This window comes from Faucicola sp. SE7633, from assembly GCF_059264685.1.
In genome coordinates this window covers 15,460-37,622 of the sequence record NZ_JCADBW010000010.1, presented here as the reverse complement: position 1 = coordinate 37,622, position 22,163 = coordinate 15,460, and the positions used below count along the sequence as shown (strand labels likewise).

Annotated in this window: 19 protein-coding genes and 1 tRNA gene; 7 read left to right on the top strand and 13 right to left on the bottom strand. The window is 51.1% G+C overall.

Translation table 11 applies throughout. From position 1 onward, the window contains the following. Positions 1-11: 11 nt before the first annotated feature. The 7 genes from AC5L4R_RS05480 to AC5L4R_RS05450 form a co-directional block, all read right to left on the bottom strand. Positions 12-602 carry a KdsC family phosphatase gene (locus AC5L4R_RS05480; protein WP_494473092.1) on the bottom strand — a complete coding sequence of 197 codons (591 nt, stop codon included), beginning with the start codon at positions 600-602 and terminating at the stop codon, positions 12-14. A gap of 24 nt (positions 603-626) precedes the next feature. Continuing rightward, positions 627-1,640: a KpsF/GutQ family sugar-phosphate isomerase gene (locus tag AC5L4R_RS05475; protein WP_494473050.1), complete on the bottom strand. Its 1,014-nt coding sequence runs from the start codon at positions 1,638-1,640 to the stop codon at positions 627-629. A 305-nt stretch (positions 1,641-1,945) separates the two neighbouring features. After that, positions 1,946-2,530 (bottom strand): RNA chaperone Hfq, encoded by a 585-nt coding sequence (gene hfq / locus AC5L4R_RS05470; RefSeq protein WP_494473049.1) that lies wholly within the window; start codon positions 2,528-2,530, stop codon positions 1,946-1,948. 383 nt (positions 2,531-2,913) lie between these two features. Further along, positions 2,914-3,945, bottom strand: a complete 1,032-nt coding sequence (miaA, locus tag AC5L4R_RS05465) for a tRNA (adenosine(37)-N6)-dimethylallyltransferase MiaA (protein WP_494473048.1) — start codon at positions 3,943-3,945, stop codon at positions 2,914-2,916. Between the two features lie 13 nt (positions 3,946-3,958). Beyond that, entirely contained in the window at positions 3,959-5,470 is a 1,512-nt protein-coding gene (mutL, locus tag AC5L4R_RS05460; RefSeq protein WP_494473047.1) for a DNA mismatch repair endonuclease MutL, read from the bottom strand. A gap of 61 nt (positions 5,471-5,531) precedes the next feature. Further along, positions 5,532-5,963: a tRNA (adenosine(37)-N6)-threonylcarbamoyltransferase complex ATPase subunit type 1 TsaE gene (tsaE, locus tag AC5L4R_RS05455; RefSeq protein WP_494473046.1), complete on the bottom strand. Its 432-nt coding sequence runs from the start codon at positions 5,961-5,963 to the stop codon at positions 5,532-5,534. Positions 5,964-6,046: 83 nt separating this feature from the next. After that, entirely contained in the window at positions 6,047-6,646 is a 600-nt protein-coding gene (locus tag AC5L4R_RS05450; protein ID WP_494473045.1) for a 6-pyruvoyl trahydropterin synthase family protein, read from the bottom strand. 235 nt (positions 6,647-6,881) lie between these two features. On the opposite strand from AC5L4R_RS05450, the gene AC5L4R_RS05445 reads away from it, so the two are divergent. Together AC5L4R_RS05445 and AC5L4R_RS05440 are read left to right on the top strand one after the other, a co-directional pair. After that, positions 6,882-7,517, top strand: a complete 636-nt coding sequence (locus tag AC5L4R_RS05445) for a response regulator (RefSeq protein WP_494473044.1) — start codon at positions 6,882-6,884, stop codon at positions 7,515-7,517. 10 nt (positions 7,518-7,527) lie between these two features. Next, positions 7,528-9,180, top strand: coding sequence for a sensor histidine kinase (locus AC5L4R_RS05440; protein ID WP_494473043.1), 1,653 nt, complete (start codon positions 7,528-7,530; stop codon positions 9,178-9,180). Positions 9,181-9,201: 21 nt separating this feature from the next. Here AC5L4R_RS05440 and AC5L4R_RS05435 read toward each other — a convergent pair whose 3' ends face one another. Beyond that, on the bottom strand, positions 9,202-11,043 hold the full coding sequence (locus AC5L4R_RS05435) for an FMN-binding glutamate synthase family protein (protein ID WP_494473042.1): 1,842 nt from the start codon (positions 11,041-11,043) through the stop codon (positions 9,202-9,204). A gap of 333 nt (positions 11,044-11,376) precedes the next feature. Here AC5L4R_RS05435 and AC5L4R_RS05430 point away from each other — a divergent pair. Then, positions 11,377-11,453: transfer RNA gene (locus tag AC5L4R_RS05430), tRNA-Met, on the top strand. A 241-nt stretch (positions 11,454-11,694) separates the two neighbouring features. Beyond that, positions 11,695-13,038: a lytic murein transglycosylase gene (locus tag AC5L4R_RS05425; protein ID WP_494473041.1), complete on the top strand. Its 1,344-nt coding sequence runs from the start codon at positions 11,695-11,697 to the stop codon at positions 13,036-13,038. 158 nt (positions 13,039-13,196) lie between these two features. Here AC5L4R_RS05425 and AC5L4R_RS05420 read toward each other — a convergent pair whose 3' ends face one another. Beyond that, entirely contained in the window at positions 13,197-14,132 is a 936-nt protein-coding gene (locus AC5L4R_RS05420; protein ID WP_067236885.1) for an NAD(+) kinase, read from the bottom strand. Positions 14,133-14,436: 304 nt separating this feature from the next. On the opposite strand from AC5L4R_RS05420, the gene AC5L4R_RS05415 reads away from it, so the two are divergent. Then, positions 14,437-15,159 carry a Bax inhibitor-1/YccA family protein gene (locus AC5L4R_RS05415; RefSeq protein WP_067057845.1) on the top strand — a complete coding sequence of 241 codons (723 nt, stop codon included), beginning with the start codon at positions 14,437-14,439 and terminating at the stop codon, positions 15,157-15,159. Between the two features lie 83 nt (positions 15,160-15,242). Here the strand turns inward: AC5L4R_RS05415 and rpiA are convergent, their stop codons facing one another. Beyond that, positions 15,243-15,905, bottom strand: a complete 663-nt coding sequence (rpiA, locus tag AC5L4R_RS05410) for a ribose-5-phosphate isomerase RpiA (RefSeq protein WP_494473040.1) — start codon at positions 15,903-15,905, stop codon at positions 15,243-15,245. A 212-nt stretch (positions 15,906-16,117) separates the two neighbouring features. On the opposite strand from rpiA, the gene ilvA reads away from it, so the two are divergent. Continuing rightward, positions 16,118-17,674 (top strand): threonine ammonia-lyase, biosynthetic, encoded by a 1,557-nt coding sequence (gene ilvA / locus AC5L4R_RS05405; protein ID WP_494473039.1) that lies wholly within the window; start codon positions 16,118-16,120, stop codon positions 17,672-17,674. A 117-nt stretch (positions 17,675-17,791) separates the two neighbouring features. On the opposite strand, the gene AC5L4R_RS05400 is transcribed toward ilvA, so the two are convergent. Both AC5L4R_RS05400 and AC5L4R_RS05395 read right to left on the bottom strand, forming a co-directional pair. After that, positions 17,792-19,123, bottom strand: a complete 1,332-nt coding sequence (locus AC5L4R_RS05400) for an ABC1 kinase family protein (RefSeq protein WP_494473038.1) — start codon at positions 19,121-19,123, stop codon at positions 17,792-17,794. Between the two features lie 76 nt (positions 19,124-19,199). Next, the gene (locus tag AC5L4R_RS05395) at positions 19,200-20,024 is read right to left on the bottom strand and encodes an ion transporter (protein ID WP_067057959.1); all 825 of its coding nucleotides are present in this window, start codon (positions 20,022-20,024) and stop codon (positions 19,200-19,202) included. Positions 20,025-20,539: 515 nt separating this feature from the next. Between AC5L4R_RS05395 and AC5L4R_RS05390 the strand changes: the two genes are divergently transcribed. Next, positions 20,540-21,289, top strand: a complete 750-nt coding sequence (locus AC5L4R_RS05390) for a YebC/PmpR family DNA-binding transcriptional regulator (RefSeq protein WP_494473037.1) — start codon at positions 20,540-20,542, stop codon at positions 21,287-21,289. Positions 21,290-21,325: 36 nt separating this feature from the next. Here the strand turns inward: AC5L4R_RS05390 and AC5L4R_RS05385 are convergent, their stop codons facing one another. Next, the gene (locus AC5L4R_RS05385; RefSeq protein ID WP_494473036.1) at positions 21,326-22,156 is read right to left on the bottom strand and encodes a hypothetical protein; all 831 of its coding nucleotides are present in this window, start codon (positions 22,154-22,156) and stop codon (positions 21,326-21,328) included. Positions 22,157-22,163: the final 7 nt, after the last annotated feature.

Sequence of the window (22,163 nt, the reverse complement as noted above, 5' to 3'; positions counted from 1 at the left end):
TTGTAAACTCGTTAGGTGTTTGGGTGGTTAGCTGGCGCATGGGTGTCATTGACCGCGGTGCTGGTCACACTGACCTCATCGGACAAAAATTTTGCCAACGCAGCCTCATAATGCCCCGTGGCTTTGAGCAGTACGTCGCACAATTCGCGCACTGCGCCTTGACCGCCTGCACGCGTGGTCACCATATCCGCGCGTTTGATGACTTCATTGTGCGCATTGGCGACCGCTACCGCAAAACCAACCGCCTGCAAGGCTTTGATGTCCACCCAGTCGTCCCCGATATACGCGCACTCCGCCAACGTGATATCGGTCTCTGCCAAAATCTCTTGGAGCGCGGTCAGCTTGTCGCTGCGCCCTTGCAAATAATAGGTGATGTTAAGCTCTTTGGCGCGTTTATCAACCATCGCCGATTTTCGCCCCGTGATAATCGCGGTTTGAAACCCTGCCTCGTGTAGGCACTCGATACCAAAACCGTCTTGCACGTCAAAGCATTTGGTCTCATGCCCGTTTTGGTCATAGATGATTTGCCCGTTAGACAGCACGCCATCAACATCCATGACAAGCAGTTTGACTTGGCTGGCTTTGGTCATTAAATTTTGCATCATGTTATCTCTTTTTTTAAAAATTTAGCTGACACCTGCTTGTAACAAATCGTGCAAGGTCACGATGCCTGCCAACGTGTTATCAGCGTGTAGTACCAACAGCTGGTTGATTTTATACTCATTCATCATGGTCAAAGCGTCCGACGCGCGTGTGTTGGCATCCACGGTTTTGGGCGATGCGGTCATCATCTCACCAATCGGCGTGGTCAAAGACAACTGACGCTCAAGGCTACGGCGCAAATCGCCATCGGTAAATACCCCAACCACCTGTGCAGCGGCATTGGTGACCACCGTCATACCAAGCCGCCCACCTGTCATGCTAAACACCGCATCATTGAGCGTGGCATCATCACGCACGATTGGTAGATTTTTGCTATCGGCGTGCATGATGTCTTTGACTTGGGTCAAAAGCTTGCGCCCCAACGCGCCAGCAGGATGCGACAGCGCAAAATCCTCGGAGGTAAAATGCTTGCTATACACCAACGCCACAGCCAGCGCATCCCCCAGTGCAAGCGTTGCGGTGGTGCTAGAGGTTGGCGCAAGCCCAAGCGGACAGGCTTCCTCCGACGCGCCCAATGTCAGGGCAACGTCTGCTGACTGCGGCAAAATGCCACGGCGATCACGACTGATACTGATGAGCGGAATATTGAGTTTTTTGACCACAGGCAGTAACGTGCGAATTTCGTCAGATTGCCCCGAATTGGAAATTGCCAGCAGCACATCGCCTGCCACCAACATGCCCAAATCGCCATGCCCTGCCTCACCGGGGTGCATAAAAAACGCGGGCGTACCTGTAGAGGCAAACGTCGCCGCAATTTTGCGCCCAATCAGTCCCGATTTGCCCATACCTGTCACCACCACACGCCCTTGGCAACGCTCAAGTAGCTGGCAGGCGGTGATAAAGCGTTCATCCAACTGTTCAATCAACAAATCCAGCGCCTTTTGTTCGGTGCGGATGGCAGCAATCGCGTGGGTCAAATAGTCCGCATCGCGGTGCGGTGCGGCGGTATAAGGCGCGGTGGTATCAAAAGAAGTCACGACAGGTTCAAACCTATTAGCAAACGAATTGACCGACCATAGGGTGTTAAAATCGCCCAAACCATGCAAGCATTGCTGATTTAATAATTTGGCGATTGATTGGCTTACTTGCCTTACCCTATCATCGCTGTCATCATAACGCAATTGGGCGCAATTTTCATCCCGTTTTATGGGTGCGCTGCATGTTGATGCCCGCTTACTGCTGCCCAGACAGCAAAAAAGTCCGTAACCATGACGGACTTGTGGGCGTTTAACAGACAATACAGCCATTAATCAGCTGTGATGACCATTAAAAATAGTCGCCATTAAAAGTTTTCTTGGTTGTCATCACTGCCGCTGTCGTCGTCGGCATTATCGTGATTTGGCAAACCGCTGTCAAAATTGCGCTCGTTGTCATAACCGCCATCAAATCCGCGCTCACTAAAGCCGCTGCGGTCATAGCCACCGCCAAAGCCGCCGCGCTCACTGTGATTCATGCTACCATAACCGCCGCGTGGCTCGCTGTCATAACCGCCATCAAATCCGCGCTCGCCAAAGCTGCCACGCTCAGCGCCAAAACCACCACGGCCACCAAAGCCGCCACGGCTCACACCGCCATAGCCTTGGCCTTGGTCAAAGCCGCCGCGCTCATAGCCCATACCGCCTGCTTGTCCAAAGCCGCCTGTGGGCATCGCCCCTGCGCTGCGCGGATTACGCGCAGGTACGACGGTTGAAATGGCGTGTTTATAGACCATTTGGCTAACCGTATTTTTGAGCAGCACAACATATTGGTCAAATGACTCAATTTGTCCTTGCAGCTTGATGCCATTGACCAAGAAGATGGATACGGGAATGCGGTCTTTACGCAGTGAATTCAAAAACGGGTCTTGTAAGGTTTGGCCTTTAGACATGTCTATCTCCAAAATTTTGTCGCATGATGCACAGGGCAACCTGCTTTGTGTTTTATCATTGATTCGTTGTTAGGGGTTATCAATGCAAGGCTGTGTTATGAGTTTGCCGCACCATTGAAGGCGCTTGCTTATACTTAATTAACGGATTTTATTGAACTTATCACGTTGTCACCACGCCAGTTGCTCAAGTCAAATTTTAAAATACGCATGATAAGTCCGTATTTTGCACCGAAGCAAAACCCTTGTCAAGTTACAGTAACAAATCATCAAATTAGTTTAGCCATTTGATACCGCTGGCGTTAAGGTGAGCGTTTGAACTGATGCAATGCGATGAATGCGCAAAAAATTGTTGATAATTTGTTGCCCGATGTTGCGTGTTTAAGTTAAATATACGCGCGCATTTGCTGAACATCCGTCAGCGTGTGAAGGCGATGCTGTGGCGCAAGGTTTAGTTGATTGAGCTTACGCAGCCATGTGTATTGCCGTTTGGCAAGCTGACGGGTGGCATACAGTGCTTGGTGTTGCATGGCTTGATAGGCAGCTTGCGTATGGGTGTCGGTTGATTGGCTCAATTGATTGGCTAAGCGGGCAGGACTGGTAAGGCCCGCTGCCTGTTTTGCCACGTCATTTATCAAAACCTCAGGCGCGACGGTTTGCAAAAACTGCCACACTTGCCGATAGCCGACGCTGCGCATAGAGGGTAAATCGGCGTGTAAAGCGTAGCGTTGGCAAAGGGCGATGACTTCTGCCAACAACCCTGCTTGCCACATCTGCCCCAATCGCTGTTCGATACGCGCGTGCAGCCAAGCGCGCTCAGGCAGGACGGCAAAAATCTGCCATGCCTGTGTCGGGTTATCGGCAAGGGCGTGGTTTGGCAGGGTGTGCCAAACGCTCAATGGCTTACCCGTCTGCCAATACACCTCAAGCGCGCGCCCAATGCGCTGGCGGTCATTGGGCTTGAGGCGTTCGGCGGTCGGTGGGTCGATACGGCGCAATTCCTCATACAGCGGCGCAATGCCTTCTTGCTGCAAGCGCGTGTTTAAACGCTCGCGGATGGCAGGGTCAGTGGGCGGTAGGTTGCCGATACCTTGTAGCAGTGCCATGTAGTACATCATCGTACCGCCCACCAACAGCGGCGTTTTGCCCTGTACATGCGCGGCAGTAATTTGCGCGGCGGCATCGGCGACAAACTGCGCCACACTGTAGCTTTGGTCGGGGTCGATGATATCAACCAACGCATGGGGATAGCGTGCCAGTTCATCACGGCTTGGTTTTGCCGTACCGATATCCATATCGCGATAAATCAGCGCTGAATCAACCGATATTAGCGCGTAATTGCCTGTGTCAAACAGTTCATACGCCAAGGCAGTTTTGCCACTGGCAGTTGGGGCAATGAGGCAGATAACGGGTTTCATGGTTTAGGCTCGCTTAAATGGGCTCGCTTAACGTTGGCGGTGCGCTTGTCATCAGCAGCCAATCGGCCAAGGCCTTGATAGAACGAATGCTCAGCGCGTGGGTGTCCAAATCCGCCCGTGTTGGCTGGGTCAAACCCTGCCAAACGCTGCTTGGCAGGGCATACAGCTGCTGTTGGCAACCTAGCAACACGATATCGCCATGTTTGGCATGGGTGATTTGACCGAGTAAAACAATCGCTGGCGGACATTGCCCGTCGGCTTGGTCGTCGGTTGGGGCAGGCGTTCGCGCACTGTGGTTGCTGTGGTTACTGTTATTGTCGGCTAGCGATGGCGTGGCAGATGCTTGGTAGACCGCTTGGGGCGCGTGGACTTGTTTGGGCATGACAGGCGCGCGCGGCATTGGATACGTGCTTGCCGACGCTAAGCGCGTTTGTTCACTGGCGGCTGGTGGCGCGATGGTTGGATATTGTCGCACATTTTGCGCCACGGGCAGTGTTTTGAGCTGACCCAACACCGCGTGTTGCAAGCGTGCCAACATGTTGGTCAAAGGCTGGATTTTGACCTGCTGCTTACTGGGGTGGATATTGACGTTAATCCAATCGGCTGGCAGGGTGAAATTTAGCGCGTAGCCAAGGCTGGGCAAATCGGCTTGACGGGCGGCTTTTTGCAAAGTTTGACTGATAGCAACGTCGCTCACCAATCGCTGGTTGATATACAACAAGCGCGGCAAGGCGCTGCTGTTATCAGGTGCGACAAACAACCAGCCCAAAACTTGCGCACCGTCATCGGTGTCAGGCGCGGCTAGATGCGCCAAATTCAACCCAAAGCCATGCGCTATCGGCGCAAGTGGCATACCCAATGCCTGCTCCAACCTTGGTAAGGGTAAAGACGGCACGGCTTGTTGGCTGTCGGCTTTGGCAAGGCGTAAGCGCGGTTTGCCTTGGTGGTACAGCGTAAAATCAATATCCGCAAAGCCAATCGCCAGCCGCTGCACCACGTGTTCAATATGGGCAAATTCGGTGGTTAAACTTTTGAGGTGTGAGCGACGCGCAGGCACATTAAAGTACAGATCGCGCACCGTGACCGTGGTGCCTTGGGTTTTAACAATCGGGGTAATCCGCGCTTGGCTCGCCTCGCTGCCATCAAGCACCAAACGCTGCCCGATACCGCTGGTATCATGGCTGCTGGTTAAAGTCAGGTGCGCCACCGCGGCAATCGATGCCAATGCCTCACCACGAAAGCCCAAGCTATCAATGCCTGTCAGCTCGCCCACATCGGCAAGTTTACTGGTAGCATGGCGCGTCACCGCCAGTTGCAAGTCATCAGGATGGATACCCCGCCCATCGTCGCAAACTTCAATCAGCCCCAGTCCGCCTTGCTCAATGCGAATATCAATGTGCGTCGCGCCCGCGTCGATGGCATTTTCGACCAACTCTTTAACCACCGATGCAGGACGGGTGACAACCTCACCTGCTGCAATTTGGTTAATGAGTAGAGGCGATAGTTTATGGATGCGCTTGGCCATGACTGCTAAAAATTACTTACTTTTATCTTCTAAAAATCTTAAAAATACACACGTGATAATATCACTTGCCCAATGTCACCTGACGCGCCTCACCACCTGCCACACGCTGTATATCAATCACCCAATCGGGCGCAGGCAAGTGGCTTTCGGCGCGGCTTGCCCACTCAATAATCACCAAGCTATCGTCACTAAAATAATCCTGAAAGCCGATAAACTCAAGCTCTTCAGGGTCATTGAGGCGGTACAAATCGGCATGATACACAGGCTTGATTGTGCCATCTTGTTGAAGAATGCGATACGGCTCAACCAAGCTAAACGTCGGGCTTTTGACCGCGCCTGTGTGCCCCAGTGCCTGCAACCAGTAACGCGTCAAGGTGGTCTTGCCTGCGCCCAAATCCCCCACTAGCCACACACTGCCTGTTAGGTTCATGTCGGCAAGTTGCTGGGCAAAGGCTTGGGTGTCGGTTTCGGATTTTAGAATGATTTTTTCCATATTCACCTTGCATGGCGTAACATCTGATTGCAACGAACGCGCTTGCGACGGGGCGCTATCTTGAGTATCCCCACCGCGCCGCATCACTCAGCTTTAACCTGTAAATTAACGCGCGGATTGACAAACGTTTCGCCGTTTAGCAACTTGTCATACAGGGTTGGGTCTGTCCATTCAGCTTTGACTTGGGGGCTAAATTCAAAATCCGTCAGTTTTAGCTCACCCATTTGCGCGTTATCCACGTCTTCGGCAAAGCATTGTGCATAGCCTGTTGCCGTCTCATGCGCGATGACTGAGTACACCTCAACATCCGCCTCACCATTTTGCATTTGGGTTTGCTTGAGGATGGCACGCGCCCAAAAGAAAATCACCCGACTAAACTGCTCGGCCGATGGTGACACAGGCAGACTTACCCAGCGCTGGCTGTACTGCTGACAAAACGCGATATAGTCGCTATCGTCTTGATTCCAAAAACAAATCGCGTGGTCAAAGCTGTCGATGATGTCTTTTATCGCGCCTTTGAGCAGGCCAAAATCATACACCATCTGCCCGTGGTCAAGCCGATTTGCCTGTAAGATCAGCTCAACTTGGTAGCTATGCCCATGAATCGAGTATTTGCATCGCTCAGAGCTACAGTTGCGTACGATATGGGCGTTTTCAAATTTAAACAGTTTACGAATTCGCATGATTTTTTGCGTCTTTTAAATAAGTGAGCGCAACGCGCGTTTAGACGCTTATTATACGATTTTTGCCGCGCTTTAGCGAATGTTGGCAGCCAGCGGTTTAAATCGCCATCATCGGTGGAGGTTTGCCTGCAAAAATTGAACATGAGCGTGCATGTTTGGCACAGGTATTGGGCAAAAAGTGTGCTAGAATCCCAGCATGGGGTGACTTAACACTATTGACAAATCCGAGGGTAAAATGATTACGGTGCTATTGGTGGATGACCATGACTTGGTGCGCATGGGTATCAGCCGCATGTTGGCAGACAGTCCTGATATCCAAGTGATTGCCGAAGCGGCCGATGGCGAAACAGCGATTCGCCTTGCCAAACAGCTCAAGCCCGATGTGGTGCTGCTGGATGTCAATATGCCAAATTTGAGCGGTCTTGAGGTCACCAAACGCCTGCGACACAACGACAAACAATGCAAAATCCTAGCGGTGAGCGCATTGGCCAATCCGCCCTATCCGTCGATGCTGATTAAGGCGGGGGTGAGCGGCTATATCACCAAAGGCACGCCGCTAGATGAAATGATCAAGGCGATTAAAAAAGTTGCGCAAGGTGGGCGGTATTTTAGCGCAGATGTGGCTGAGCAGTTGGCAGATATTTTGCTGGCGGATAACGCAGGCTCGCCGTTTGATTTACTCAGCGAGCGCGAAATGCAAGTTGCCATGATGGTGGTAAATTGCCAAAGCCCCCAACAAATTGCCGACCAGTTGTTTGTCAGTGTGAAGACCATCAACACCTACCGCTATCGGATTTTTGAAAAACTCAATATTGATAGCGATGTCAAGCTCACCCATCTTGCCATGCGTCACGGGCTGATTCAGCCATAAACCTGTCGCCATGATTACCAACCCGACGTTCTCCTCGCAATTTGCCGTCGAACGCCGCACCGATCAAGCCAAACGCTTAAGCCTGATTTACAACATATATCGCTGCGTGATTGGCGTACTGTTTTCGGTGAATTTTTTGCTGTCGCTTAATTGGCAAGGCGGACAGCCGTTTGGTCAGCTTACGCCTGAGCTGACGGTCGCCGCGCTGCCATCGGTGGGTTATTTGGTTTTTGCGCTGCTGTTTTTGGTTGGGTATCAGCACAAACCGCACAATGATGCGATGATGGCGGCGTTGGTGGTGGACAATTTGGTGCTTAGTCTGCTGTTGTACGTCAGCGGCGGCTCAGATTTACAAATTGTCTTACTGCTGCTGGTGTTGGTCGCGGCGGCGTTTATGCTGGTGCATACCAATCAGGCGATTTTGCTGACCGCATTTGCTTTGGTATTGGTGATTTATCAGCAGTATTATCCGCTGCTCAAAGATGCGTCGGTAGAGACATTTAATAACGCGGTGCTGGTGGCGGTAAGCTTTGTGGTGGTGGGGTATTTTAGCCACAGCCTTGCCAAACGCTTAAAACAAATTGAAAGCCTATCGGCGCGTCAGACCGATGAAGTCAATGCGCTCAATGCCATTAACCAAAAAATCGTCCAGATTATTGAGCAAGGCGTGTTGGTGGTGTCGCATGATTTGGATATTTTATTGGCAAACGATGTTGCCAGCCGCCAGCTCAACCTAAATCAGCCATTGGCGACCTATCAGCTTGCCACGTTGTCGCCGACACTGGCTCAGACGCTTACGCCCATCATTGCTACCCAAGAACACACGGCGGTGGTGACACTTGCCGCGCCTCAAGCTGCTATCCCCTCAGCAGAAGGCAGCGGCAACCAAAGCCTAGAATACCGCGTGCGTGTGACGCAGCTAGATAGCCCGTATGCGCTGGTGCTGCTTGAGGATTTGCGCCGTGAGCATAGCCGCGCCCAGCAGCTCAAATTAGCCTCACTGGGGCAACTTAGCGCCAGTATCGCCCATGAAATCCGCAATCCGCTGGCAGCGATTAGCCAAGCCAGCCAGCTACTGCTTGAGGACAGCCAAAACGATGATGGCGTAGCCAATGGCAGCTTGGATGATGACCAGCGCGTACTGCTGGATATGGTGTATCAACAGACTGTGCGCGTCAATCGTATCATCGAGGATGTGTTACGCTTATCACGCCAGCAGCCCCCAAACCAACAACGGCTTAGCGTCAGTCCATGGCTAAGCGCGTTTGTGCGCCAGCATTATGCCGATAAGCGCGTGGCACTCGATTGCCGCACGCACGCCACGTTTTGGTTTGACCCGCAGCAGCTTGAGCAGGTGCTTATCAATTTAATCAACAACGGGCTGCGCTTTAGCCAACGTGACACAGGCACGGCGTGCGTGCACGTCACGGTGTATGACGCAGGGCAATATGTGCATATTGATGTCATTGATACAGGCGCAGGCGTGCCTGCCGCCAATGTGCCGTATTTGTTTGACCCGTTTTTTACCACCGACAACCAAGGTACAGGGCTTGGGCTGTATTTGTCACAGGCATTTTGCCAAGCCAACCAAGCCGCGCTTGATTATATCGCCCATCATGCGCAAACTTGCTTTCGCATTAGCTGCCCGATGGCCGATGGCTAAGCGCGTGGCTTTTTACCGCGTTTAGTGTGGGTCATCTTCATAGGTGTAGTAATGCGTTGGGCTGACATCGACACTGTCAATGCGGCCAGGTACAGGGTCGCGCCCTACGCCATTGTTGCCCAAGTCATCGGGCGCAAGCTCTTCACGCTTGGTTGGCACGCGCTGGCGGTTGGGTACGGGCGGCTTGGTACGCGCGTCGTTGTTATAGGCAATCAAGGCTTCATTGTCCGCCAAGAAGCTATCGGGATTGGCCATCACCCACATTTGGTTAAAAATTTCGGCGCGCGCTGCCAAATCCAGCAACACGCCTTTTTCAGTAAAATAATAAAACTTAGATAGCAGCTTGATACTGCCATCATCCATGCGCCGCGCGATATGATACGGGCGCAAGTCCTTGGGATGGTCAAGCCCCACCGCACCGACAATAGCCGCCATGGCTTTTAAGGTGTTTTTATGAAAGTTGTACACGCGTTGGGCTTTATCGGGCACATCAAGCGCGCGCTGACGATATGGGTCTTGCGTCGCCACACCCGTTGGGCATTTGTTGGTGTGGCAGCTGCGTGATTGAATACAGCCAACGGCAAACATAAACCCACGCGCCGAATTACACCAGTCCGCGCCAATAGCAAGCATACGCGCGATATCAAACGCCGATATCAACTTACCACTCACACCGATTTTGATCTTATCGCGAATGCCTGCGCCCACCAGTGTGTTATGCACCAACAAAAACCCATCCACCAGCGGCATGCCGACGTTGTCCATAAACTCAACGGGTGCAGCACCCGTACCGCCTTCTGCGCCATCAATGACGATAAAATCAGGATAATTGTCCTCTGCTAGCATTGCCTTGACAATCCCCATAAACTGCCACGGCTGCCCCACGCACAGTTTAAAACCAACAGGCTTGCCGCCTGACAGCTCACGCAGTGTTTGCCAAAAGCGCACCAACTCGCGCGGCGTTTCAAACGCCGAATGGCTAGCAGGTGAGATACAATCCTTGTCCATCGGAATATCGCGCGTTTCGGCAATTTCTGCGGTGATTTTTTCTTTGGGCAATACGCCGCCTTTGCCGGGTTTTGCGCCTTGCGACAGCTTGATTTCAATCATCTTGACCTGCTCAAGCCGTGAGCGTTCGGCAAATTTTTGCGCGCTAAACGTGCCATCATGGTTACGACAGCCAAAATAACCTGTGCCAAGCTCCCAAATCAGATCGCCACCGTGTTTTTTATGATACGGGCTAATCGCACCCTCCCCTGTATCATGGGCAAAGCCGCCCAACTTCGCGCCTTGGTTGAGTGCCTCAATCGCTGCCGCCGATAGACTGCCAAAACTCATGGCAGAAATATTAAACACCGAAATATCATACGGTTGTAAACAGCGCGCACCGCCAACCCGAATACGAAAATTGGTCTCTTTTAGTGGGTGGCTAAGCGTGGATTGTAAAAACCACTCCTTGCCCGACTGATACACATCTTCAAGCGTACCAAACGCATTGGTATCACTGACGTTTTTGGCACGTTGATACGCCAGTGCGCGCTGCTGACGCGAAAACGGCACTTGTACTTGGTCATCCTCAAGCAGATATTGGCGAATCTCGGGGCGAAAATTCTCCAACACATAGCGCACATGCCCCGACAGCGGATAATTGCGCAAAATCGCGTGTTTATCCTGCACAATATCATAAATCCCCAACGCAATGCCAACCAACCCAAGCCCAATCAGCCACCATTTAAGCAGCACCAAGCCCAACAAAAACACCACAAACGCCAGCGCAAACACGCTATAGCGCAGCAACAAACCTTGCAAATACGGTTCTTTGTGCTTAGGCTCGGCTAATACGTCCACACGTTGGTCGTTCATAAATCATCCTTGCGCGCACAGTTTGGGCAGAACGTTGGCAAACGCATGGCACAAACCATCAACGACGTTGGTAAAAATAGTGAATCAATGTTGGGCAATTAGGACTGAAAAATCTTGTCAAATCAACGCACATATAACGGTATATTGTGCCACAGTTTAGATGACAAACCTATGTCATTAAAACCAAACGTCTGACCCACAGGGTAGATTTGATACCGACAGTTTGGCCAGTCGCCCAAACCCGACAAAAAAGTGAGAAAAAATTTCGCAAAACGCTTGACGTGCGCCCGACAAATCCGCATAATATGCGCCTCAACCAGCACGGACTGGTAAGGCGATGTAGCTCAGCTGGTTAGAGCGTACGACTCATAATCGTAAGGTCCCGAGTTCAAGTCTCGGCATCGCCACCATCTTTTTTATAAAAGTTCATAAAATAAGAAAGATTGTGACTAAAGCCCTGTTTTTTAGCAGGGCTTTTTTGTTGTCAATTATTTTTACCTACTCCAAAAACCCATGGCAAAATCCGCTGCTTGTGGCAAGTTTTACGTTTTGTCACATGACATTGCATGACGTTGCTGTTATATTTTTGGCGCGTAATGGCAATTTTGCCCCACCTCATTTTGTCAATTTTTGCTCTGTGGTACTTGTGTTATGTTGAATTTTCGCCGATTTTCGCCCACCAAACTGGTTTTGCATCTAACAGGCTATAGCGCGTTTGCTTTGCTTGCCGCCTCATGTAGCACGCCCAAAGCACCTACCTACCCTACGCCACAACCCATGCCACCGCAGCCGCCTGTGGTCATCGTCCAAAAACCGCCCGTTGTGGTGGTGCAGCCGCGCCCTACACCCGTACCAACCCCAGCACCTGCGCCTGTGATGCCGCGCTATGGTAGCTTTAGCGAGTGGAAAATAAGCTTTGCTCAGCGTGCCAGCCAGCAAGGCTACAATCGGCAAGATATTGAGCGTTTGTTGGCAAGGGCAGATTACAATGAGCAAGCGATCACGCTTGACCGTAGCCAAGCTGAATTTGTCAAAATGCCGTGGGAATACGTTGATAGCGCGCTATCGAGTGGGCGTGTGAGCGCAGGACGCAGCAATTACGCCAATCAACAAAGTCTATTGAGTCGTATCGAAAACCAATACGGTGTGCCTGCGTCTATTGTTACCGCAATTTGGGGCATGGAGTCATCGTATGGCAAGGGCACGGGTAATAGCAGCCTACCAAGCAGTCTTGCAACGTTGGCGTATGACGGACGGCGCAAGGCATTTGCCGAAGAGCAGCTTTTGGCAATGCTACAGCTGGTGCAGCGCGGTGATGTCGATTGGTCGCAGCTAAAAGGCTCGTGGGCAGGCGGCATGGGACACACCCAATTTATTCCACAAACGTGGCTTGTTGAAGGCGTCGATGGCGATGGCGATGGGCACAAAAACCCATGGAATATGGCAGACGCGCTGTCCTCAACCGCAAGCTATCTAAGCCGCTCAGGTTGGCAACGCGGTGTCGATGCGGTATATGAGGTGCGCCTACCTGCAGGTTTTGATTATCGCAACCTAGGTAGCAAAAAATCGCTGGGTGAATGGCAAGCACTTGGCGTGCAGTTCATGGGCTATCCAAGCAACCGCTCAGCGCAAGCCGAATTGTGGCTACCTGCAGGCAAAGAAGGGCCTGCTTTGCTGATAACCAACAACTTTAATGTGATTAAAGTCTATAATAATTCATCCAACTACGCGCTGGCGGTTAGTCTACTGGCAAAAGCCATTATCGGGCAGCCGACCTTGCAGCAAGATTGGCCGCGCTACGAACAACCATTGGCAAATTATCAAGTGCGTCAGTTACAAGAGCGTTTGACGGCGCAAGGCTTTGACACGCAAGGCACCGATGGCATCGCAGGCAATAACACGCGTATGGCGTTTGCGCGTTGGCAAGCGTCGCGCGGACAAATTCCTGATGGCTTTATTAGCCAACGTTCTGCCGCGCCGTTGATTGGCTTTTAACCAATCAATCTGTTTTAACCGTTAAAAAAGCGTTATTGGTCTGCAATAACGCTTTTTTGCAAGAACAATTGTCATTTACGACCAGTTTTGAACCACCATGCGGCTTGATCTTGGTTTATCATCTCGCTGTCACGACCGTCACACCGAACTACTAATCGTTATTCATTGCCCATAGCAAATTCTTCGCTGTAATTGTTCCAGTTTAATTTGGTGCGACAGGCAGCAAAAAAATCCACATCCAGCGGATGCAGCAGCGTCAAACGATTGGGATGTTTGCCGATCACTAGGCGTTGGTTTTGGTTAAGCGGTACAGACGGCTTGCCATCGGCACTGACCATCGGTTGGGTGCGGTTGTCTTTGTTGATACGAATTTTAATTTCGCTATTGCCACTGACCACAATCGGGCGGCTAGACAAGGTGTGTGGGTACATCGGCACCAAGCAGACCGCGTCAAGCTTGGGGTGCACAATCGGGCCACCGCCTGATAAGGCATAAGCGGTAGAACCTGTCGGTGTGGCAGCAATCAAGCCGTCACTGTGCTGACGCGACACGGCTTGTCCATCAATGGTTAGGTTAAAATCCAACATGTGCACCGATTTGCCTGCGTGCAGCACGATGTCGTTTAGCGCCATGTCTTCATAAATCACATGCGCGCCTTGGCGAATCTCCATTTTGAGCAAAAACCGATGGTCTAGCTGATACGCGCCGTTTAGGATATCGTGCAGCTGTTGTTGCAGTTGTTCGGGGTTGATGTCAGTCAAAAAGCCTAACCGTCCACGGTTCACGCCAACCACAGGCACAGGGTATTTTGCCAAAACCTGCGCGGCGTGTAGCATTGAGCCATCACCACCAACCACAATCACCAAATCACACGCACCGCCCAGCACGCTGCGCTCAATCAAGGTCACATCGCCTAGCCGTTCAACCGATAGCGCGGGCAGACGCGCGGTGGTGCAATCCACCCACACTTGCAAACCTTGCGCATGGCAAAAATCACAAATTTGATAAATACTTTCAATATTACTGGTTTTATTGGCGCGTCCCATCACGCCAATGCGGCGAAAGGCGGGGTTGCGAATGCGGCTTGTAGTCATAAGGCAAGCGTTTGGCTGATGAAAGTCTGTATTTTAGCACAGTTTTGGCGGATTTTTTGGTCGGTGGTCGGTTTTGCTGGTCTCAATTTGCTATTACCAAATGCAATTGACTAGCGTTACGTTTTGTCACAACAAACGGCTATACAAATAGGGTTTAGCTTGCTATGGTAGCATGCAATAACCGCAAGGGATTTTTGGCAGATAAATCTTGCAAAAACAGCAGGATAACACCATTGATAAGCTTAGGCGGTTTTATTTTTGCCTAGTAATAGGATGTTAATTTTTTTTGATTAGAGGATGGATTATGGCAAATCCAATTATTTCTCGCGCTGAGTTTACGGTCAGCAATCAGCCATTGACAGCGCGCGGTGTGGCAAACAAAACCGCGTTTTTGCTGGCAATTTCGGTGATATCGGCGCTGGCCTTTTTTGGCTACTGCGTATCAGCGCGTATTTCATACGGCTTTATCAATGCGATGTCATTGGGCAGTATTTTGTTGGCGTTTGGTCTAAGCGTGTTTATCGGTTTTCGCCCACACATGGCAAAAACTTTGGCTATTCCGTTTGCGATTTTAGAAGGTGTGGTAGTCGGTGCGATCTCGTTGTTTACGGCACGGTTAGATCCAAGCCTACCTGTGACGGCCATGCTATCGACCTTTGCCACAGGTGCGGTGATGCTAGCGTTATATCGCGCGCGCGTAGTCAAAGTGACGCAAAAGTTCCGCTCTATCATGGTATCGGCAATTTTGGCCGTGATGGTGGTGTATTTGCTGCAAATTTTCTTAAGCATTTTCTTTCATAACTCAATCCCTGGATTGTTTGATGGTGGCGCATTAGCGATTGGCTTTAGCCTGTTTGTGGTGGTGCTCGCCTCATTTAGCCTGTTGTTGGATTTTGACAACATCGAGCGCGCGCAAGCGGCAGGTGTGGATGAAAGCTATGAATGGGTGCTTGGTGTGGGTGTACTATCAACGCTGATTTGGATGTACTTAGAAATCACGCGCTTGCTTGGTTATCTACAAGACTAAGCGATTAGCTTAACGATATTTTTCAAATATATCTAAAAAACCTGCCAATTCGGCAGGTTTTTTTGTTGGCAATGCCTGATGGGTTAGGCGCGTAAGGTCTGCACGCCATCGGCAGTAGCTTTAAGCACGATATCCGCGCGATTAACGGCAAAAATACCATTGCACACCACGCCAACGATGTTGTTGAGCCGTTGCTCCATTGCCAACGGGTCGCGCACATCAAGCCCGTACACGTCCAAAATCACGTTGCCATAATCGGTGACAAAGCCCTCACGATACACAGGCTCGCCGCCCAATTCAACCAACTGACGGGCAACATACGAACGCGCTTGCGGTAAAACCTCGATCGGTACGGGAAAGTCCACCCCAAGCTGATTGACGGTTTTGGATGCATCAACCAAACAAATAAACTGCCGTGAGGCGGCGGCAACGATTTTTTCACGGGTCAAAGCACCACCGCCACCTTTGATGAGGTTGTGCTGGCTATCCACTTCATCCGCGCCATCAATGTACAAATCCAGCGTGCCTGTGAGGTTTAAGTCCATCACCTCAATGCCAAGTGCGGTTAGTTTTTCAGCGGTGACGTTTGAGCTTGCCACCGCGCCTTTGAGCTGCACTTGTGGCAACAAGTCAATCAAGCAATTGACTGTGCTACCCGTACCTACGCCCAAAATCATACCTGTTTCGATATACGCCAGCGCGGCTTGTGCGGCGGCTTGTTTTTGTTGTTGTTGGTTGTCAGTCATGGCGTTACCTATCATTGAGCGGTGAAAACATTTGCCAGTATAAAGAACCCATTGCGTGAGCGTCAAGCGGCGTTGTGCAAGCAAAATCTCACATGATGCACAAAAAAACTTGCAAGACCACGGCGAAACGCCTACCCTATCTTATTTTAAAACCGTTGGCCGCCATCATCGCTAGGATGGCAGCAAATAATGCCAAATGATTGGGGTGAAATATGTTAGCAGATTGGGTGCGGTTAATTTTACAAGCCACGGTGTATGAGGCAGCGATGCGAACACCGCTTGAGCCTGCCAAACGCCTGTCTCAGCGGCTAAACAATGAAATTCGCTTAAAGCGTGAGGATTTGCAGCCTGTGTTTTCGTTCAAGCTGCGTGGTGCGTACAACCGCATTAGTCAGCTGACAGCCGCAGAACAGGCGCAAGGTGTGATTTGTGCATCAGCAGGCAACCATGCCCAAGGCGTGGCATACTCTGCCAGCCGTTTGCAACTGCCCAATGTGATTGTCATGCCAACCACCACACCCGATATCAAGGTTGAGGCAGTTAAGGCATTGGGCGGTAATGTCGTACTACACGGGGATAGCTTTGATGAAGCCAATCGCTATGCCATCGCGCGCGCACAAGCTGATGGCTTGACGTTTATTCCGCCCTATGATGATGCATTGGTGATTGCAGGGCAAGGCACGATCGCGCTTGAGCTGGTGCAGCAATGGCGCGCGCTCGATTATGTATTTGTTGCCACAGGCGGCGGCGGTTTGTTGGCAGGTGTGGCGGCGTTTTTGGGCGAGGTTGCACCGCATGTCAAGGTGGTGGCAGTTGAGCCTGAAGAAGCAGCGTGTTTGCAAGCTGCGTTGGCAACGGGCGAACGCGTGCGCTTGCCGCAAGTTGGGCTATTTGTCGATGGCACAGCAGTGGCACAAATCGGCGAGTTGCCGTTTGACGTGGTGCGCATGCCCAAATCTGACGGCACAGGTACGGTGGTTGAGCCCGAGGTCGTAACGTGCAGCAACGATGAAGTGTGCGCCGCCATCAAAGACGTGTATGACGAGACACGCAGTATCGTCGAGCCTGCGGGCGCATTGGCGGTGGCAGGTATGAAAAAATACATCGCTGAGCATAACTTACATGGCAAACGTTGCGTGGCGATTTTGTGCGGCGCGAATATGAACTTTGACCGCTTACGCTATATCGCAGAGCGCACCGAGATTGGTGAGAAAAAAGAGGCAATTTTTGCCGTCACCATCCCCGAGCAGCGCGGCGCGTTTTTGGCGTTTTGCCAAGCACTCAATGGGCGTAACATCACCGAGTTTAACTACCGTTTGCACCATGCCGAAGCCGGGCTACCCGATGGCGCGCAGATTTTTGTTGGCATCGGCCTAAAAGGTGGCGCAGCAGAGCGCAAGGCGTTGAATGAACTTTTCGCCCAAGCCAATTATGCGGCGGTGGATTTGACAGATGATGAAGTCGCCAAAACCCATATTCGCTATCTGATTGGCGGACACGCTTGCCTGCCTGATGAGCAGCTACTGCGAATCATGTTCCCCGAGCGTCCAAGCGCGTTGCTCAAGTTTTTGACAACACTGGGGCAAGATTTTGACTTTAACATCAGCCTGTTTCATTACCGCAACCACGGCGCGGCAGAGGCACGCGTTTTGGCAGGGATTCAAATGCCTGCTGACAGCGTTGGCGATGTGGTCAGCAAACTGCAGCAAATTGGCTATGATTGTGAGGTCATTACCGACAACTTGGGCTATCAGCTGTTTTTACGCTAAATCAATCACTTGAAAAAAGCTGATCTAAAAATCATTGACTAAAAAACGGCTTGCCACCACTAAAATTAGCAAGCCGTTTTTTTGGCTAGACCTTTTAACAATACTTAAGCGCTAAGCTTAGGCGTTGAGCTGATCCAAATCAATATACTCATCAACCAGCGGTGCCAAATCAATCTTCACACCCAAATTAACCAAATTCCAATACTGCCCAGACAGCGTACGCTCAAGCATCAGCGTCAAAGGCGATGGCTGAAACTGCTGCCAGTATTTAAGTGACTGCTTGGCTTGCTCAACGATTTGGTGATGCACTTGGCTATGCTCAAAATCAAACGGCGCGTGTTGAGCCAAATCATACGGGGGGTTGTGTAAATCCGTAAACCCGTACGGTGCAAGGACAAGGTTTAACCAATTGTGATAAAACGGTTCGGGCAGTGGTTCGGGCGTTTTTTTAAGCCCCAGCGTCACCAAATTCGCGTCAATCGCTGCCGTGTCACCACGCAGCGCATCACAGGCAATTTGATAAAACTGGCGCACCTCAGCATGGCTATAGGTTTTGATGCCACCAAAATCATACGCCACCACCGTACCATCGGAGCGAAACGCAAAATTGCCAGGGTGTGGATCGCAATGCAAGCGATACAGCTTAAACAACTGCCCTGCACTAAAATGAAACAACCGTGTGGCGATTTGTTGCTTGATGTCATTATCCCACGTTGCCGCTACCGACAACGGCTCGCCACGCTCTTCAGACAGCGTCAATACACGGCGGCTTGAATGACTGGCAAAGACCCTAGGTATCACAATGCCTGCATCATCGCGATGAAACTCACCAAAAATCGCTAAATTTTGCGCCTCCTTTTGATAATCCAACTCATCGACTAGGCTGTCGCGCAATTCAGCAAAAATTTGGTCTTGCAATGTCTTGTCAATTTTTAGCACCCCGGTTAATTTGAGCGCAAGACGCACTTGTTTTAAGTCGCTATCGATGTGCGCGTCAATATCGGGATATTGCACCTTAACCACCACCGCTTGTCCATCAGGCAAGCGCGCGCGATGCACCTGCCCAATGGACGCAGCTGCAAACGGTTCTGGCTCAAATTCGGCATACAACGTTGCCAATGGCTGACCCAATTCGCGCTCAACTTGCTGCTCAATAACATCAAACGGCATAGGCGGCGCGTCATTTTGTAATTTTTCTAAGGCTTGCGCGATTTCGGGCGGAAAAATGTCTTTGTATTGTGAGGCAATCTGCCCAACTTTCATCGCCGCGCCTTTCATCTCGCCCAGCGTATTGGCGATTTGCACACCGACTTGGGTCAGCATTTCACTGCGTGCTTCTGCCTTTTGCTCCTCGCTGCCCGTGGCATGGCGGATAGCAGTTTTGGCGGCTTGCCCTGCAATGTTGGCGGTCATGCTTGCCAATTTAAGTAAGCGTTTTTTAGCGGTCATACTATCTTTATTATCAAAGGGTTGGTGATACTATCGCGCAAAACTTGGTGCAAGTCAAACGCCAAACGCGTGCGCCTTACACATGCAAATCATAACCACAACGATCACAAAAATTTGCCTCACGCGCATGACCAAACTTGCCGCAATTTGGACAACTCACAGGCTGCAATTGTGGGCGCATGGTCTTATTCAATTCTGCGGTAAACAATCCCGTTGGCACAGCAATGATAGAATAACCCATAATCATCACCATCGATGCCAGCGCTTGCCCAAGCGGCGTTTTGGGTGAAATATCGCCATAGCCCACCGTCGTCATGGTCACAATCGCCCAATAAATACTGACAGGAATACTGGTAAAGCCGTTATCCGCGCCCTCAATGCTATACACAATCGAGCCGATAATCGTCACCAAAATCAGCACCGAGATAAAAAACACAATGATTTTTTGCCGACTACTGCGCAGTGCCATCATCAAAAAGCCCGCCTGCTGCATGTAATCGGTAAGTTTTAAAATCCGAAACACGCGCAAGATACGCAAAATCCGCACCACAAGCAGCGACTGCACACCTGCCATGCTGATAAACAAGCCCAAATACGTCGGCAAAATCGACAAAAAATCGACGATACCAAAAAAGCTTAGCGCGTAACGCCAACGATTGGGCGCGGCAAACAGGCGCAGCAAGTATTCAACAGTGAATAAAATGGTAAAAAACCATTCGGCGTAATAAAAGTAGGTGCCGTATTTAAGGCGAAACACCAGCACGCTATCGAGCAGTACCACTGCCAAACTGGTGATAATCGCCACCAACAGCAAAATATCGAACGCCTTGCCCAACGGCGTGTCTGTGCCATCGATAATGACATGAATAGCATGGCGCAAGCCTTGTTCATCATCGCGCAAGCTATCAAAACGCAAGGCACCAAACCCCGAGCGGCGTTTGCGTTTGGCAGGCGCGTCAGGCACCCAGACGTGCTCCGCTTCGCTGTCTGCGTCATCTGTGTCAAACAAATCGCTATCGTCAAGCGTGTCGCGCTGATCAGCGGTACTGGCGGTACGTGGTGGCTGTTTTTTATTTGAGTTTTGGTTTGAATTCGTGCGTGATGCCAAGCCGATTTACTCCCACACCGCGCCTATCGTGCAACCGATTAACGCTGCCCATCGTGTCTGCATATCCACGTCGATATAGCCACATCAGTTAATTTTTTAATCATTTTTTAAATAAAAAGATCGAAGTGACCAAATCCGACGCCAAAACGTGATATAGGGCGCATACGTTATTTGCTCGATTCGTGCAAAATTCACCCCATACCCCCTTTTACCAAGCAAGGTACGTCGTTTATAATATCGCCGTTTTTCACATCGCGTTTTTGCTATCGCTGGTGCAACATACTAGCACGTTTGGAGGAAAAAATCACATGGCAGGACATTCCAAGTGGGCAAACATCAAGCACCGCAAAGCCAAGCAAGATGCCGCCAAAGGCAAGATTTTCACCAAAATCATTCGTGAATTGGTGTCCGCGGCAAAACAAGGCGACCCCGACCCCGCCAGCAACCCTCGTTTGCGTGCCGCTGTTGAAAAAGCCTACTCCGCCAACATGACCAAAGACACCGTCAAACGCGCGATTGAACGCGGCGCAGGCGGCGGCGAAAACGACAACGTGCAAGAAATCACCTACGAAGGCTACGGCTTGGGCGGTGTGGCGGTTTTGGTCGAAACCATGACCGACAACCTCAACCGCACCGTTGGTGAAGTGCGCCATGCGTTTAGCAAAAATGGCGGCAACCTAGGTACATCGGGCTCGGTAGCGTACTTATTTAGCAAACGCGGTGAAATCACCATCAGCGATTTGGCACTAGAAGACCGCGTGATGGACATTGCACTTGAGGCAGGCGCAACCGACATCGAAAATGACGGCGAAACCCTACTGATCATCACCGAACCCGACAGTTTTGGCACAGTCATGGACGCGCTTGAGCAAGCCGACATCAAACCTGACAACGCCGAAGTCACCATGTCAGCGTCCACCTCAGCCGATATCACCGACGTTGAAGATGCCAAAAAAATCATGCGTATGATTGAAATGCTAGAAGACTTAGATGACGTGCAAGATGTCTACACCAACGTGAATTTTAGCGATGACATCATGGCGCAGCTTGACGCTTAACTGTTCGCCAAGCGTCGGGTTTTAAGCCCAAAAACTTTAAGCAATCGCCTGTGCGGTTTGATACTTTGGCACAGGCGTTTGTCGCACAGCGGTGCGGCACTTTGCCACCTCAAGCAGCTGCGCATTGGGATACAGGGTGACAAATACGCGCGCAAAATCGCTGTCATGCCACAGCGGTGTGCTAACATCCGCCGCCAACACGCCATTTTCTTGCTGTTCATTGGTGTGAATCAATAGCCAAACCGCATCTAATTTGCGCCGTGACCGATAAGCCTCAACCTTGCTGGCTTTTTTTGCCATCACCGCATCGATATCACGCTGACAAATCAGCGAATCTATCGGCACACCGCGGCTATCTGCCATATCATCCAAAAATGCGCGCGGCAGAAACCGCACGGTATGGGCAACGGTTTGTTGCACGCGGTTGCCCCATGTATGACGGGCAAGCGGCTGCATGGATGCCGCAAGGGCGCGCGATGGGCGTGACGCACCTGTCATAACCTTGCCACTTGTCGACGCGGTCAAACACTTTGCCGCCAATATTGAGGGATGAAAGCGGCTATGCCATTGTAGCAGCGACTGCCAATACCAACGCTTTAGCATCAGGTTGTCATTGCCCAAACGGTCACGCAGACGCGGCAGCGTGGTCAGCTCAATGCCGATGGCATACTCTCCACCGCCATGTTTGGCAAATACACAGGTAAAGTCAGGCTCTTGCCCGTCGTCTTGCCCCGAGATGGTTTTGAGCGGATGTAACTGTGCCAATGCCAAAAAATGTGCCAAATACACCCATTCGCGCTGGCGCTTGAGCTGTTGTTGTGACGTGGGTGATTTGGCGGCTTTATTGGCCGAAGACTGCGACGACATAACCCCA